This window comes from Pseudomonas sp. M2 (assembly GCF_015751845.1).
Classification (GTDB): domain Bacteria; phylum Pseudomonadota; class Gammaproteobacteria; order Pseudomonadales; family Pseudomonadaceae; genus Aquipseudomonas; species Aquipseudomonas putida_E.
The window spans coordinates 1,400,500-1,414,611 of the sequence record NZ_JADOUD010000001.1 but is presented as its reverse complement, the minus strand read 5'-3'; the positions used below and the strand labels follow the sequence as shown (position 1 = coordinate 1,414,611).

At 62.9% G+C, this 14,112-nt stretch carries 12 protein-coding genes and 1 other RNA gene; all 13 read left to right on the top strand.

Features of this window, described 5'->3' with window-relative positions; genetic code table 11:
• Window positions 1–45: 45 nt before the first annotated feature.
• The 13 genes from rnpB (at window position 46) to IWW33_RS06580 (ending at window position 14,106) form a co-directional block, all read left to right on the top strand.
• An RNA gene (rnpB, locus tag IWW33_RS06640) (RNase P RNA component class A) lies at window positions 46–419 on the top strand.
• Window positions 420–727: 308 nt separating this feature from the next.
• Entirely contained in the window at window positions 728–1,183 is a 456-nt protein-coding gene (mraZ, locus tag IWW33_RS06635; protein ID WP_011535546.1) for a division/cell wall cluster transcriptional repressor MraZ, read from the top strand.
• 2 nt (window positions 1,184–1,185) lie between these two features.
• Window positions 1,186–2,127 (top strand): 16S rRNA (cytosine(1402)-N(4))-methyltransferase RsmH, encoded by a 942-nt coding sequence (gene rsmH / locus IWW33_RS06630; RefSeq protein ID WP_174142281.1) that lies wholly within the window; start codon window positions 1,186–1,188, stop codon window positions 2,125–2,127.
• Entirely contained in the window at window positions 2,124–2,417 is a 294-nt protein-coding gene (gene ftsL, locus IWW33_RS06625) for a cell division protein FtsL (RefSeq protein WP_012312861.1), read from the top strand. Before rsmH ends, ftsL begins: the two co-directional genes overlap by 4 nt.
• Entirely contained in the window at window positions 2,417–4,150 is a 1,734-nt protein-coding gene (locus IWW33_RS06620) for a penicillin-binding protein 2 (protein ID WP_161872110.1), read from the top strand. Before ftsL ends, IWW33_RS06620 begins: the two co-directional genes overlap by 1 nt.
• A complete protein-coding gene (gene murE, locus IWW33_RS06615; RefSeq protein ID WP_182445246.1) occupies window positions 4,147–5,637 on the top strand; it encodes a UDP-N-acetylmuramoyl-L-alanyl-D-glutamate--2,6-diaminopimelate ligase in 1,491 nt (496 codons plus the stop codon). Before IWW33_RS06620 ends, murE begins: the two co-directional genes overlap by 4 nt.
• Window positions 5,630–6,997, top strand: a complete 1,368-nt coding sequence (gene murF, locus IWW33_RS06610) for a UDP-N-acetylmuramoyl-tripeptide--D-alanyl-D-alanine ligase (RefSeq protein WP_115273639.1) — start codon at window positions 5,630–5,632, stop codon at window positions 6,995–6,997. The genes murE and murF overlap by 8 nt, the downstream gene beginning before the upstream one ends.
• Window positions 6,997–8,079, top strand: a complete 1,083-nt coding sequence (mraY, locus tag IWW33_RS06605) for a phospho-N-acetylmuramoyl-pentapeptide-transferase (RefSeq protein WP_012312865.1) — start codon at window positions 6,997–6,999, stop codon at window positions 8,077–8,079. The genes murF and mraY overlap by 1 nt, the downstream gene beginning before the upstream one ends.
• A gap of 6 nt (window positions 8,080–8,085) precedes the next feature.
• Window positions 8,086–9,432, top strand: a complete 1,347-nt coding sequence (gene murD, locus IWW33_RS06600) for a UDP-N-acetylmuramoyl-L-alanine--D-glutamate ligase (protein WP_115273640.1) — start codon at window positions 8,086–8,088, stop codon at window positions 9,430–9,432.
• Window positions 9,432–10,643 carry a putative lipid II flippase FtsW gene (gene ftsW / locus IWW33_RS06595; RefSeq protein WP_174142282.1) on the top strand — a complete coding sequence of 404 codons (1,212 nt, stop codon included), beginning with the start codon at window positions 9,432–9,434 and terminating at the stop codon, window positions 10,641–10,643. The genes murD and ftsW overlap by 1 nt, the downstream gene beginning before the upstream one ends.
• Entirely contained in the window at window positions 10,633–11,712 is a 1,080-nt protein-coding gene (gene murG / locus IWW33_RS06590) for an undecaprenyldiphospho-muramoylpentapeptide beta-N-acetylglucosaminyltransferase (protein ID WP_115273641.1), read from the top strand. Before ftsW ends, murG begins: the two co-directional genes overlap by 11 nt.
• Window positions 11,705–13,153, top strand: coding sequence for a UDP-N-acetylmuramate--L-alanine ligase (gene murC, locus IWW33_RS06585; protein ID WP_046784854.1), 1,449 nt, complete (start codon window positions 11,705–11,707; stop codon window positions 13,151–13,153). The genes murG and murC overlap by 8 nt, the downstream gene beginning before the upstream one ends.
• On the top strand, window positions 13,150–14,106 hold the full coding sequence (locus IWW33_RS06580; protein WP_046784855.1) for a D-alanine--D-alanine ligase: 957 nt from the start codon (window positions 13,150–13,152) through the stop codon (window positions 14,104–14,106). The genes murC and IWW33_RS06580 overlap by 4 nt, the downstream gene beginning before the upstream one ends.
• Window positions 14,107–14,112: the final 6 nt, after the last annotated feature.

Here is a 14,112-nt window from a genome sequence, read left to right as displayed (position 1 = left end):
GTATTGCTTGTTCTTGAGCGCAGCTGCCGTTAACCTTGGCGCCGGAGAGTCGATCGGACAGTCGCTGCCTGCTTTTGTTCCGCAACTTTTGTTGCGTAACGGCGGGGGGAGGAAAGTCCGGGCTCCATAGGGCAGAGTGCCAGGTAACGCCTGGGAGGCGCGAGCCTACGGAAAGTGCCACAGAAAATAACCGCCTAAGCACTTCGGTGCCGGTAAGGGTGAAAAGGTGCGGTAAGAGCGCACCGCACGTCTGGCAACAGTTCGTGGCTAGGTAAACCCCACTCGGAGCAAGACCAAATAGGGTTCCATCAGGCGTGGCCCGCGTCGGAACCGGGTAGGTTGCTAGAGGCGTCCAGTGATGGCCGTCGTAGAGGAATGACTGTCCTCGACAAAACCCGGCTTACAGATCGACTCTCCACCTCTCCTCCCTTCTGCTCGATCGATAGCAGAGCGCGTTTGTAATACCGAAAAGATCTTACTCTTAATAAATCACTTTAAGTTCAAACGGTATCCGTTTGAGTGGGTTTGATTTTTCACGTTTTTTTTTGCCCCCAGTACTCCTTCCTTCTTCCTTTATTGAGCTAAATCTCGGTCCTGTAAGGGTTTTCCCTATGAACGCGCCTTGACGGTGCAGCGGACGGATTCCTATAGTGTGCGCAAGTGGCAGAAAGTGGGATGAAGTGGGTTTTCTGGCACAAAAAAGCTACCATTGTGGGGAATCGCAGCCGTGTTCCGCGGAGCCAACGCCGTCAGCCTCGATGCAAAGGGCCGTCTCGCCATGCCGAGCCGGTACCGTGACGAGCTCGATTCGCGTTGCAATGGTCAGCTGATCGTGACCATCGACGCCGTCGACCCCTGCTTGTGTGTTTATCCCCTCGATGAGTGGGAGCAGATTGAAGCCAAGTTGCGTGCCTTGCCGTCGTTGCGTGAGGAAAACCGCCGCCTGCAGCGTTTGCTGATCGGTAATGCGGTGGACCTGGAGCTCGACGGCAGTGGCCGTTTCCTGGTACCGCCCCGCCTGCGGGAGTACGCCAAGCTGGACAAGAAGGCGATGCTGGTGGGGCAGTTGAACAAATTCCAGCTGTGGGATGAGGATGCCTGGAACGCAGTTTCGGCAGCCGACCTTGCAGCTATCCAACAACCGGGCGCCATGCCCGACGATTTACGTGACCTGATCCTGTGACCATAGATAGCGGCTTCAACCACATCACCGTCCTGCTCGACGAAGCTGTCGAGGCATTGGCCCTGCGCGCCGACGGTTGCTATCTCGACGGCACCTTCGGCCGCGGCGGGCACAGCCGTCTGATCCTCAGCAAGCTCGGGCCGCAAGGGCGGCTGCTGGGCTTCGACAAAGATCCTCAAGCGATTGCCACGGGGCAAGCGCTGGCGGCCGAAGACGGCCGCTTTGTCATTGTGCAGCGCAGTTTTGCCGAACTGGGCGCGGAAGTGGCCGAGCGCGGGCTGGCTGGCAAGGTCAGCGGTATCCTGCTTGATCTGGGCGTGTCCTCGCCCCAGCTGGACGACCCCGAGCGTGGTTTCAGTTTCCTCAATGACGGCCCGCTGGACATGCGCATGAACCCCGACCAGGGCATCAGTGCTGCCGAGTTCATCGCCACCGCGCCGGTTGAGGAAATTGCCCGCGTTTTCAAAGAGTACGGCGAGGAGCGTTTTGCCGGGCGCATGGCGCGTGCCGTGGTAGAGCGCCGCGAAAAGCAGCCGTTCACGCGTACTGCGGACCTGGCCGAAGTGCTCAAGGTCGCCAACCCTGCCTGGGAAAAAGGTAAAAATCCGGCTACCCGTGCCTTCCAGGGCCTGCGCATTCACGTCAACAACGAGCTGGGCGATCTTGAGGCCGGCCTTGAGGCCGCACTCGATGCGCTGGAAGTCGGCGGCCGCCTGGCGGTGATCAGCTTCCACTCGCTGGAAGACCGTATCGTCAAGCTGTTCATGCGCAAACTGGTCAAGGGTGAAGCGGATAACCTGCCGCGCAACCTGCCGGTTCAGCACAAGGTCTTCGAGCCGAAAATCCGTCTGATCGGCAAGGCCCAGTTTGCTTCCGAAGCCGAGCTCAAGGCCAACCCGCGGTCGCGCAGCGCCGTGATGCGGGTGGCGGAGAAGCTTCGGTGAGCCGGCTATTTGCCAAACCTTTGCCAGGCGGAAGCTTCCTGATGCTTCTGCTGTTCGTTGGCGTGCTTGTTTCGGCCATTGCCGTATCGTACAGCGCCCACTGGAATCGCCAGTTGCTCAACACCCTGTACGGCGAGTTGAATGAGCGCGACAAGGCCCAGGCCGAGTGGGGCCGGCTTATCCTTGAACAAAGCACTTGGACCGCTGCCAGCCGCATCGAGAACCTGGCTTCCGAGCAGCTGAAGATGCACGTGCCTGCCGCCGACGAAGTACGGATGGTGGCGCCATGATGAAGCTCGAAGGCGCGCTCTACCCCTGGCGCTTCCGCGTGGTGATCGGCTTGCTGGCGTTGATGGTCGGTGCCATCTGCTGGCGCATCATCGACCTGCAGGTGGTCGACCGTGACTTCCTCAAGGGCCAGGGCGATGCCCGCAGCCTGCGTCATATCCCTATTCCGGCACACCGTGGTCTGATTACCGATCGCAATGGTGAGCCTCTGGCCGTCAGTACGCCTGTCACCACCTTGTGGGCCAACCCCAAGGAAATGCAAGCCTCCAAGGAGCGCTGGCCGCAACTGGCCGCAGCACTGGGGCAAAACGCCCAACAGCTGAGCGAGCGCCTGACCCAGCAGGCCAGCAAAGAATTCATCTACCTGGTCCGCGGCCTGACCCCGGAGCAGGGGCAGCATGTGCTCGACCTGAAAGTGCCGGGTGTATACGGCCTTGAAGAATTCCGCCGCTTCTATCCCGCCGGTGATGTCACCGCGCACATGGTCGGTTTCACCGACCTGGATGACCATGGCCGCGAAGGGGTGGAACTGGCCTACGATGAATGGCTGGCCGGGGTGCCCGGCAAGCGGCAAGTGATCAAGGACCGGCGCGGCCGCTTGATCAAGGACATTCAGGTAACCAAGAACGCCAAGGCCGGCAAGACCTTGGCGTTGTCCATCGACCTGCGCCTGCAATACCTGGCCACTCGCGAACTGCGTAACGCAATCGCCGAACAGGACGCCAAGGCCGGCAGCCTGGTGATCATGGATGTCAAGACCGGTGAGGTCCTGGCGATGGTCAACCAGCCGACCTACAACCCGAACAACCGTCGCACCATGTTCCCGGCGGCGATGCGTAACCGGGCGATCATTGACGTGTTCGAGCCAGGCTCCACGGTCAAACCGATCTCCATGAGCGCCGCATTGGAGAGTGGGCGCTGGAAGCCCACCGACAAGGTCGAGGTGTACCCGGGCAGCTTGCAGATCGGCCGCTACACCATCAAGGACGTGTCCAGGAGCGAGGGGCCGATCCTCGACCTGACCGGCATCCTGATCAACTCCAGTAACGTCGGCATGAGCAAGATCGCCTTCGATATCGGCGGCGAAGCCATCTACCGGGTCATGTCCCAGGTCGGCCTTGGCCAGTACACCGGCCTTGGGTTCCCGGGTGAGCGCGTTGGCAACCTGCCCAACCATCGCGAGTGGCGCAAGGCCGAAACCGCGACCTTGTCCTATGGCTACGGCGTCTCGGTTACCGCCCTGCAGCTGGTGCATGCCTACGCGGCGCTGGCCAACGACGGCAAGATGGTGCCGCTGTCGATCCTCAAGGTCGACAAGGCGCCCGAGGCAGTCCAGGCCATTCCAAAGGACACCGCCGAGACCGTGCAAGGCATGTTGCAGCAAGTGATCGAGGCGCCGCGCGGGGTATTCCGTGCCCAGGTGCCGTTCTATCACGTGGCCGGCAAGTCCGGTACCGCACGTAAAGCCACAGTTGGCGCCAAGGGCTACACCGAAAACGCCTACCGCTCGCTGTTCGCCGGCTTCGGCCCGATGAGCGACCCGCGTTACGCCATTGTCGTGGTCATCGACGAGCCGAGGAAAGGCGGTTATTTCGGTGGTCTGGTATCGGCGCCGGTGTTCAGCAACGTCATGTCGGGCACCCTGCGGCTGATGAATGTGCCGCCAGACAACCTGCCACCGCCTGCCGACCCGCAACAAGTCAATGCAGTACCCGCCAAGGGAGGGCGTGGATGATGACAATGCCACTGAGCAAGCTTTTCGCCCACGCCAGTCGCGACCCGCTGATCCGTGAGCTGACCCTGGACAGCCGTGCTGTGCGCGCAGGTGACCTGTTCCTGGCCGTGCCGGGGGCCAAGGTCGATGGCCGTGACCATATCAGCGACGCGCTGGCCCGTGGTGCCGCCGCAGTCGCTTACGAACAGCAGGGCACCCATGTGCTGCCGATCACCGATGTGCCGCTGATCCCGGTCAAAGGCCTGATCGCCCAGCTGTCGGATATTGCCGGCCGCTTCTATGGCGAGCCGAGCCGTCAGCTGAACCTGGTCGGGGTTACCGGCACCAACGGCAAGACCAGCGTCACTCAGCTGGTGGCCCAGGCGCTCGATGCACTTGGCCAGCGGTGCGGCCTGATCGGCACCCTGGGTACCGGGTTTCATGGTGAGTTGCAGAGCGGTCGGTTGACCACGCCAGACCCGATTGCGGTGCAGTCGACCCTTTATGATCTGAAAAAGGCTGGCGCCAAGGCTGTGGCGATGGAAGTATCCTCGCACGCCCTGGAACAGGGTCGTGTTGCTGCGCTGGAATTCGATATCGCGGTGATGACCAACCTGTCCCGTGATCATCTGGACTATCACGGCAGCATGGAGGCCTATGAGGCCGCGAAGGCCAAGCTTTTCGCCTGGCCTGGCCTGCGTTGCCAGGTGGTCAACCTGGATGACGGATTCGGGCGTCGCCTGGCGGCTGATTTTGCCCGTCGTCCGAGTGTCGATCATATCGAGACCCGTTTGCTCAGCTATAGCCTGGAAAACTCCGACGCTTCCTTGTATTGCCGTGAAGCCAAATTCGACGACGATGGCGTACGCGCCATCATCGTCACTGCCCAGGGTGAGCGCACCTTGCGCAGCCAGCTGCTGGGCCGCTTCAACTTGAGCAACATGCTCGCGGCCGTGGCCACTCTGATGGCTCTGGATTATTCGCTGGATGAAATCCTCAAGGTCACCCCGCAATTGCAGGGCCCGGTGGGCCGCATGCAGCGCCTTGGCGGTGGTGAGAAGCCGCTGGTGGTGGTCGACTACGCGCACACTCCTGACGCCCTGGAAAAAGTACTCCAGGCCCTGCGCCCGCACGCCCACGGCCAATTGCTGTGCCTGTTCGGTTGTGGCGGCGATCGCGATCGTGGCAAGCGTCCGCTGATGGCCGAGGTGGCCGAGCGCCTGGCTGACCGTGTACTGGTCACTGACGATAACCCACGTACCGAAGACCCGCAGGCCATCTTCAACGACATTCGCCCTGGTTTTGCCCGGCCCGCCGAGGTCGAGTTCATCGCTGGCCGTGGCGAGGCCATTGCACACCTGATCGCTTCTGCTGCCGCCTCGGACGTCATCGTCCTGGCCGGCAAGGGGCACGAGGATTACCAGGAAATCAATGGCCAGCGCCATGACTTCTCCGACTTGGTCGAAGCCGAAAAGGCACTTGCAGCCTGGGAGGCTCCACATGCTTAAGCCCATGACACTCAGCCAGCTGACCGCAGCACTGAGCGCTCGCCTGGTCGGCGCAGACGCCAGCTTCAGCGGTGTCAGCATCGACAGCCGCAGCGTCGGCGCCGGGCAGTTGTTCGTCGCCCTGGCGGGGCCGCGTTTCGATGGCCACGACTACCTGGCCGATGTGCAGGCCAAGGGGGCTGTGGCAGCGCTGGTGGAGCGTGAAGTGGCCGATGTCGACCTGCCGCAACTGGTGGTTGCCGACAGTCGTCTGGCCCTCGGCCAGCTTGGTGCGCTGAACCGTGCCGGCTACGACAAACCTGTGGTAGCGATCACCGGCTCCAGCGGCAAGACCACGGTCAAAGAGATGCTTGCCTGCATCCTGCGTACCCGTGGCCCTGTTCATGCCACCCGTGGCAACCTGAACAACGACCTGGGTGCACCGCTGACCCTGCTGGAAATTGCCCCGCAGCACAGCGCCGCCGTCATTGAGCTGGGCGCTTCGCGCATTGGCGAGATCCGCTATACCGTGGGCCTCACCCAGCCACAGGTGGTCATCATCAACAACGCAGGTACTGCCCACGTCGGCGAGTTCGGCGGGCCAGAGAAGATCGTTGAAGCCAAGGGCGAGATTCTCGAAGGGCTGGGCGAGGGTGGCACGGCCATCCTCAACCTGGACGACAAGGCCTTTGCCATCTGGAAGGCGCGTGCGGGTGCGCACAAGGTCATCAGCTTTGCCCGCAGCGACGCCCGCGCCGACTTCCATGCCACCGACATCGGGCGCGACGCGCGGGGTTGCCCGTCGTTCACACTGCATGGCGCCGGCGCATCGGTGGCCGTGCAGCTCAATGTGCTCGGTGAGCATAACGTCAGCAACGCCTTGGCCGCCGCCGCCGCCGCCCATGCCGTTGGTCTGAGCCTGAGCGGCATTGCCGCCGGCCTGAACGCCATGCAGCCGGTCAAGGGCCGTACCGTGGCGCAAATCGCCCCGAATGGCGTGCGCGTGATCGATGACAGTTACAACGCAAATCCCACCTCGATGTGCGCGGCCATTGATATACTCGCCGGCTTTTCCGGTCGCACCGTTCTGGTGCTGGGGGATATCGGCGAGCTGGGGCAGTGGGCCGAAGAAGGCCACCGTCAGGTGGGCGATTACGCGCGCGGTAAGGTCGATGCCCTGTATGCAGTGGGTACCAACATGACACATGCGGTCAAGGCGTTCGGCGCCAATGGCCGTCATTTCGCAACTCAAGCTGAGCTGATCGAGGCCGTTCGTGCCGAAACTGCCAGCAACACCACTATCTTGATCAAGGGCTCGCGCAGCGCTGCGATGGAAAACGTCGTGGCTGCATTGTGCGGTGCCAGCGGGGAGAAACATTAATGCTGCTGCTGTTGGCTGAGTATCTGCAACAGTTCCACAAAGGCTTCGCGGTCTTCCAGTACCTGTCCCTGCGCGGGATCCTTGGCGTACTGACCGCGTTGTCGCTGGCGCTGTGGCTGGGCCCGTGGATGATCCGTACCCTGCAGATCCGCCAGATCGGTCAGGCCGTCCGTAATGACGGCCCGCAATCGCACTTGTCCAAATCCGGCACGCCAACCATGGGTGGTGCCTTGATCCTGTCCGCCATCGGCATCAGCACCCTGCTGTGGGCCGACCTGTCGAACCGCTATGTGTGGACGGTACTGATCGTCACGCTGCTGTTCGGCGCCATCGGGTGGGTCGACGACTACCGCAAGGTGATCGAAAAGAACTCGCGCGGCCTGCCTAGCCGCTGGAAGTACTTCTGGCAGTCGGTGTTCGGCCTGACGGCGGCGATCTTCCTGTATCAGACGGCCCCGACCACTGTCGAAACCACCCTGATCGTGCCGTTCCTCAAGGACGTCACCATCCCGCTGGGCATCGGCTTCGTCGTCCTCACCTACTTCGTCATCGTCGGGTCGAGCAATGCGGTCAACCTGACCGATGGCCTCGATGGCCTGGCGATCATGCCGACGGTGATGGTTGGCGGTGCGCTGGGCATCTTCTGCTACCTGTCGGGTAACGTGAAGTTCGCTGAGTACTTGCTCATTCCTTATGTGCCGGGTTCAGGTGAGCTCATCGTGTTCTGCGGCGCGCTGATCGGCGCCGGCCTGGGCTTTTTGTGGTTCAACACCTATCCGGCCCAGGTGTTCATGGGTGACGTCGGCGCGCTGGCGCTGGGCGCTGCACTGGGCACCATCGCCGTAATCGTGCGCCAGGAAATCGTGCTGTTCATCATGGGCGGCATCTTCGTGATGGAAACCCTGTCGGTGGTGATCCAGGTGGCTTCCTTCAAGCTGACCGGCAAGCGCGTGTTCCGCATGGCACCGATCCACCACCACTTTGAACTCAAGGGTTGGCCTGAACCACGGGTGATTGTCCGTTTCTGGATCATCACCGTGATTCTGGTGCTGATCGGCCTTGCAACCCTGAAACTGAGGTAGACGAGCGTGTCACTGATCGCTTCCGACCAATTCCGCATCGTTGTCGGCCTCGGCAAGAGCGGCATGTCCCTGGTTCGCTTCCTGGCGAACCAGGGCATTGCCTTTGCGGTCGCCGACACCCGCGAGCAACCGCCGGAACTGGACACCCTGCGCCGTGATTACCCGCAGGTGGAAGTACGCTGTGGTGAACTGGACGTGGACTTCCTGTGCCGCGCCAACGAGTTGTATGTGAGCCCAGGCCTGGCACTGGCCACGCCGGCCCTGCAGCAGGCGGCGGCGCGTGGCGTGAAGCTGTCCGGTGACATCGAACTGTTCGCCCGCCATGCCAAGGCGCCGATCGTGGCGATCAGTGGCTCCAATGCGAAAAGCACGGTAACCACCCTGGTCGGCGAGATGGCCGCCAAGGCCGGCAAGCGCGTGGCCGTCGGCGGCAACCTGGGTACACCGGCCCTGGACCTGCTCAGTGATGATGTCGAGCTGTATGTCATGGAGCTGTCGAGCTTCCAGCTGGAAACCACCGACCAGCTCAATGCCGAAGTTGCCACGGTGCTGAACATCAGCGAAGACCACATGGACCGCTACAGCGGCCTGCCGGCCTATCACCTGGCCAAGCACCGGATATTCCGTGGCGCCCGCCAAGTGGTGGTGAACCGCCAGGATGCCCTGAGCCGGCCGTTGCCGGTCGAAAATCGCCCGTGCTGGAGCTTTGGCCTGAATCAGCCGGACTTCAAGGCCTTCGGCTTGCGTGAAGTCGAGGGCGAGAAGTACCTGGCTTTCGAGTTCCAGGCACTGATGCCGGTCCGTGACCTGAAAATTCGGGGTGCCCACAACCAGAGCAACGCCCTGGCGGCCCTGGCCCTCGGGCATGCCGCCGGTCTGCCGTTCGAGCCGATGCTCGAAGCCCTGCGCGAATTCGGCGGCCTGGCCCATCGTTGCCAATGGGTGCGTGCGCGCAACGGTGTGAGCTGGTACGACGATTCCAAGGCGACCAACGTCGGTGCTGCCCTGGCCGCCATCGAAGGCCTGGGCGCGGATATCGACGGCAAGCTGGTGCTGATCGCCGGCGGCGACGGCAAGGGTGCCGATTTTGCCGCCCTGCGTCAGCCGGTGGCACGTTTTTGCCGCGCCGTTGTGTTGCTCGGCCGTGATGCCGAACGCCTGGCCGAGGTGCTAGGTGATGCCGTGCCGCTGGTGCGGGTCAAGACGCTGGACGAGGCCGTGCAGCAATGCGCCGAGCTGGCCCTGCCGGGTGACGCCGTGTTGCTGTCGCCGGCGTGCGCCAGCCTCGACATGTTCAAGAACTTTGAAGAACGCGGGCGGCTGTTCGCCCAGGCGGCGGGAGGGCTGGCATGATCTTCGGCATCCTCAAGCCGTACCCGTCGCCGCTTATCAGCGGCCGTGGCATCGACCTCGACTTCGCCTTCCTGGCCGGCTGCCTGGCGCTGCTCGGCCTGGGCCTGGTGATGATCACCTCGGCGTCGTCGGAAGTGGCCGCAGTACAGTCAGGCAACCCGCTGTACCACATGTTCCGCCATCTGGTTTATGTGGCCATTGGCCTGGTCGCCTGTGGTGCGACCCTGCTGGTGCCGATCGCCACGTGGCAGCGCATGGGCTTCATGATGCTGGTTGGTGCCTTTGGCCTGCTGGTACTGGTGCTGGTGCCTGGCATTGGTCGGGAAGTGAACGGCTCGATGCGCTGGATCGGCTTCAGCTTCTTCAACGTCCAGCCTTCGGAGATCGCCAAGGTCTTCGTGGTCATTTATCTCGCCGGCTACCTGGTACGTCGGCAGACCGAAGTGCGCGAAAGCTGGATGGGCTTTTTCAAACCGTTCATCGTGCTGCTGCCGATGGCCGGCCTGCTGCTGATGGAGCCGGACTTCGGTGCCACCGTGGTCATGATGGGCGCTGCCGCAGCCATGCTGTTCCTCGGCGGAGTAGGGTTGTTCCGCTTCAGCCTGATGGTGGTGCTGGCGGTGGTCGCAGTGTTCGTGCTGGTGCAGGCGCAGCCCTACCGGATGGCGCGCCTGATCACTTTTACCGACCCCTGGTCCGACCAGTTCGGCTCTGGTTACCAGTTGACCCAGGCATTGATCGCCTTCGGCCGCGGCGAGTGGCTGGGCGTAGGGCTGGGCAACAGTGTGCAAAAGCAGTTCTACCTGCCTGAAGCGCACACCGACTTCGTGTTCTCGGTACTCGCCGAGGAGTTGGGCGTGGTCGGTTCGCTGGTGACCATCGCGCTGTTCGTATTCGTGACCGTGCGCGCCCTCTACATCGGCCTGTGGGCCGAGAAGGCCAAGCAGTACTTTGCCGCCTACATGGCATTTGGCCTGGCGTTCCTGTGGATTGGCCAGTTCCTGATCAACATTGGCGTGAACGTCGGCTTGCTGCCGACCAAGGGCCTGACCTTGCCCTTCCTCAGTTACGGGGGCAGCTCCCTGGTGATCTGCTGTGCCTGCGTCGGCTTGTTGCTGCGTATCGAATGGGAAAGCCGCACGCACTTGGGCAGCGAGGAACACGAATTCAGCGAAAGCGATTTTGCCGAGGAGACCAGTCATGGCCGCTGACGGCAAAAACGTACTGATCATGGCGGGTGGCACCGGAGGCCATGTGTTCCCGGCCCTGGCCTGCGCACGTGAGTTCCAGGCGCGCGGCTATACCGTGCACTGGCTGGGCACCCCCCGCGGCATCGAGAATGAGCTGGTCCCCCAGGCCGGCCTGGCGCTGCACCTGATCCAGGTCAGCGGCTTGCGTGGCAAGGGCAAGCTGTCGCTGCTCAAGGCACCGTTTACCCTGGTCAAGGCCGTGCTCCAGGCGCGGCGTATCATTGGCCAGCTCAAGCCGGTCTGCGTGATCGGCTTCGGTGGCTATGTGACCGGCCCTGGCGGCGTCGCCGCGCGTCTGTGCGGTGTGCCGCTGGTGATTCACGAACAGAACGCCCGCGCCGGTACCGCCAATCGCCTGCTGGTGCCGTTGTCGGCGCGTGTCTGCGAGGCTTTCCCAGGCACGTTTGAAGCTGGCGAAAAGCTGCGTACCACCGGCAATCCGGTGCGCCCTGAGCTGTTCATGGACGCGCAGCGTGCGCCCTTGGGCGAGCGCCGTGCCCGCCTGTTGGTCATGGGTGGCAGCCTGGGTGCGGAACCATTGAACAAATTGTTGCCTAAGGCCCTGTCCGAGGTGCCCGCTGACCTGCGGCCCGAGGTGTTCCATCAGGCCGGCAAGCACCACGCGCCGATCACCGCCGAGCGTTATCAAGAGGCGGGTGTCGAGGCTCAGGTAGAGCCGTTCATCAAGGACATGGCCCACGCCTACAGCTGGGCCGACCTGGTGGTGTGCCGGGCCGGTGCCCTGACCGTCAGCGAGCTCGCGGCGGCCGGCCTGCCTTCGATGCTGGTGCCTTTGCCCCATGCCATCGACGACCACCAGACCCATAACGCCCAATATCTGGCTCGGGAAGGCGCCGCCTTCCTCATGCCACAAGCGACAACTGGCGCAGCGCAACTCGCTGAACGCCTGAACGAGGTGCTGATGCAACCCGAGAAACTCAACACCATGGCACGCACCGCACGGGGCCTTGCCAAACCTTCCGCAACCAGCACCGTGGTCGATATCTGCCTGGAGGTGGCCCATGGTTGAAAGCCAGAAAGCCATGCCCCAGCCGAAGATGGGCCGTATTCATCGTATCCACTTCGTCGGTATCGGCGGCGTGGGCATGTGCGGTATTGCCGAAGTGCTGCTGAACCTGGGCTATGAAGTGTCCGGCTCCGACCTCAAGGTGTCGCCGGTTACCCAGCGCCTGGAGTCGTTCGGTGCCGAGATCTTCGTTGGCCACCGTGCCGAAAACGCCGCCAATGCCGATGTACTGGTGGTGTCCAGCGCCATCAACCCGGCCAACCCGGAAGTCGCCACTGCGCTTGAACGGCGCATCCCAGTGGTGCCGCGTGCCGAAATGCTCGCTGAGCTGATGCGCTACCGCCATGGTGTGGCGGTTGCCGGTACCCATGGCAAAACCACCACCACCAGCCTGCTGGCCTCGGTATTTGCCGCCGGTGGCCTGGACCCGACGTTCGTCATCGGTGGCCGCCTGACCGCTGCCGGCACCAATGCGCAGTTGGGAACCAGCCGTTACCTGATCGCCGAAGCCGACGAAAGCGACGCCAGCTTCCTGCACCTGCAGCCGATGGTTGCTGTGGTCACCAACATCGACGCCGACCACATGGCCACCTACGAGGGTGACTTCAACAAACTGAAGAAAACCTTCGTCGAGTTCCTGCACAACCTGCCGTTCTACGGCCTGGCCGTGATGTGCCTGGACGACCCGGTGGTGCGTGAGATCCTGCCGCAGGTCAAGCGCCCGACCGTGACCTACGGTTTCAGCGAAGAGGCTGACATCCGCGCGATCAACGTCAGCCAGAAGGGCATGCAGACCCACTTCACCGTGCTGCGCCGTGATCGTGAGCCGCTGGAAGTGTCGGTCAACATGCCGGGTAACCACAACGTGCTCAATGCCCTGGCCACCATCGCCATCGCCACCGACGAAGGCATCAGCGACGAAGCCATCGTGCAGGGGCTTTCGGGCTTCCAGGGTGTCGGTCGACGCTTCCAGGTGTACGGCGAACTGCCGGTTGAAGGCGGCAGCGTGATGCTGGTCGACGACTACGGCCACCACCCGACCGAAGTGGCGGCGGTGATCAAGGCTGTACGCGGTGGCTGGCCAAGCCGTCGCCTGGTCATCGTCTACCAGCCACACCGTTACAGCCGCACCCGTGACCTGTACGACGATTTCGTGCAGGTGCTGGGCGATGCCAACGTGCTGCTGCTGATGGAGGTGTACCCGGCCGGTGAAGAGCCGATACCCGGTGCCGACAGCCGTCAGCTGTGCCACAGCATCCGCCAGCGCGGCAAGCTGGACCCGATCTACATCGAACGCGGCGCCGAGCTGGCACCGCTGGTCAAGCCGCTGCTGCGTGCCGGTGACATCCTGCTGTGCCAAGGTGCCGGCGATGTCGGTGGCCTGGCCCCGCAATTGATGAAAAGCCCGCTGTTCGCTGGCGCCAAGCAGGAGAAGTCGAAATGACCAGCGCCTACGAGAAGCTACATTCAACCCTGGACGTCAACGCGTTCGGCCGTGTCGCTGTACTGTACGGCGGCAAGAGCGCCGAGCGTGAAGTCTCGCTCAAGTCGGGCGCTGCCGTGATCGAGGCGCTGCGCAGCGCCGGTGTCGACGTGGTCGCCATCGACGTGGGCGATGACCTGCTGGCCCGCCTGCAAAGCGAGAAGATCGACCGTGCCTTCATCATCCTGCACGGCCGCGGCGGTGAGGACGGCAGCATGCAAGGCCTGCTGGAGTGCCTGGGCATTCCCTACACCGGCAGTGGCATCCTCGCCTCGGCCCTGGCCATGGACAAGCTGCGGACCAAGCAGGTATGGCAAAGCCTGGGCATTCCGACCCCGCGTCATGCTGTGCTGGCCAGCGAAGAAGATTGTGTTGTAGCTGGTACGGAACTGGGCTTCCCGCTGATCGTCAAACCTGCCCATGAAGGCTCTAGCATCGGCATGGCCAAGGTGAACAGCGAGCAGGAACTGGTCGCTGCCTGGCAAGACGCCGCCAAATACGATTCTCAGGTGCTGGTCGAGCAATGGATTCACGGCCCGGAGTTCACCATTGCCGTTCTGCGTGGCCAGGTGCTGCCGCCGATCGCCCTGGGCACTCCGCACGTGTTCTACGACTACGACGCCAAGTACATCGCCAATGACACCCAGTACCGCATTCCGTGCGGGCTGGACAGTGCCAAGGAGCAGGAGCTTATCGACCTGACCGCGCGCGCCTGCGATGCTATCGGCATTGAAGGGTGGGGCCGTCTGGACGTGATGCAGGACGAGCAGGGCCGGTTCTGGCTGCTCGAAGTAAACACCGCGCCGGGCATGACTGATCATAGCCTGGTGCCCATGGCGGCCCGCGCGGCCGGTCTGGACTTCCAGCAACTGGTGCTGGCGATCCTGGCCGACAGCGTAGCGACGCGAGGTTAACAAACC

What these genes read in the sequence shown, in the direction of transcription:
- IWW33_RS06620 (WP_161872110.1), top strand. Translation starts at nt 2,417, where the DNA reads ATGAAGCTCGAAGGCGCGCTCTACCCCTGGCGCTTCCGCGTGGTGATC.
- murE (WP_182445246.1), top strand. Translation starts at nt 4,147, where the DNA reads ATGATGACAATGCCACTGAGCAAGCTTTTCGCCCACGCCAGTCGCGAC.
- murF (WP_115273639.1), top strand. Translation starts at nt 5,630, where the DNA reads ATGCTTAAGCCCATGACACTCAGCCAGCTGACCGCAGCACTGAGCGCT.
- mraY (WP_012312865.1), top strand. Translation starts at nt 6,997, where the DNA reads ATGCTGCTGCTGTTGGCTGAGTATCTGCAACAGTTCCACAAAGGCTTC.
- murG (WP_115273641.1), top strand. Translation starts at nt 10,633, where the DNA reads ATGGCCGCTGACGGCAAAAACGTACTGATCATGGCGGGTGGCACCGGA.
- murC (WP_046784854.1), top strand. Translation starts at nt 11,705, where the DNA reads ATGGTTGAAAGCCAGAAAGCCATGCCCCAGCCGAAGATGGGCCGTATT.
- IWW33_RS06580 (WP_046784855.1), top strand. Translation starts at nt 13,150, where the DNA reads ATGACCAGCGCCTACGAGAAGCTACATTCAACCCTGGACGTCAACGCG.